This window comes from Tepidimonas sp. (assembly GCF_046292505.1).
GTDB lineage: Bacteria > Pseudomonadota > Gammaproteobacteria > Burkholderiales > Burkholderiaceae_C > Tepidimonas.
This window is the reverse complement of the sequence record NZ_JBKBQX010000260.1, coordinates 1-545: the sequence shown is the minus strand read 5'-3', so window position 1 is coordinate 545 and position 545 is coordinate 1. Positions and strand designations below refer to the sequence as shown.

The window sequence follows — 545 nt, the reverse complement described above, 5'->3', positions numbered from 1 at the left end:
GAAGGTTTCGCGATCAATTTCGCCGGCGAGGCCCTGCGCATCGACCTCAAGGCGCTGACCGGCGGCAGCAGCGTCACCGTTTATGGCCAGACCGAGGTGACGCGCGACCTGATGGCGCTGCGCGTGGCTTCCGGCGCGCCGACGATCTACGAAGCCGAGGCGGTGACGATCCACGATATCGACCGCGACACCCCGCGCGTCTCCTTCGTGCTGGATGGCCAGCACCGTGAGATCGCCTGCGACATCATCGCCGGATGCGACGGATTTCACGGCGTCAGCCGCGCCAGCGTACCGGAAACGGCGCTGCGGACCTTCGAGCGGGTCTATCCCTTCGGCTGGCTCGGGGTTCTCGCGGATGTTCCGCCCTGCGCGCACGAACTGATCTATGCCGGGCATGATCGCGGCTTTGCCCTGTGCTCCATGCGCTCGATGACCCGTTCGCGCTATTACATCCAGTGCCGCCTCGACGAGACGCCGGAATCCTGGCCCGATACGCTGTTCTGGGACGAACTCCGCCGCCGCCTCGACCCCGAGGCCGCCGCGCG

The 545-nt window shown here is 67.2% G+C and carries 1 protein-coding gene; it reads left to right on the top strand.

Going from position 1 to position 545, the window contains the following annotated elements:
• A partial coding sequence (locus tag ACK4TH_RS13155) for an FAD-dependent monooxygenase (protein ID WP_409627077.1) occupies positions 1-545 on the top strand: 545 nt, incomplete at both ends.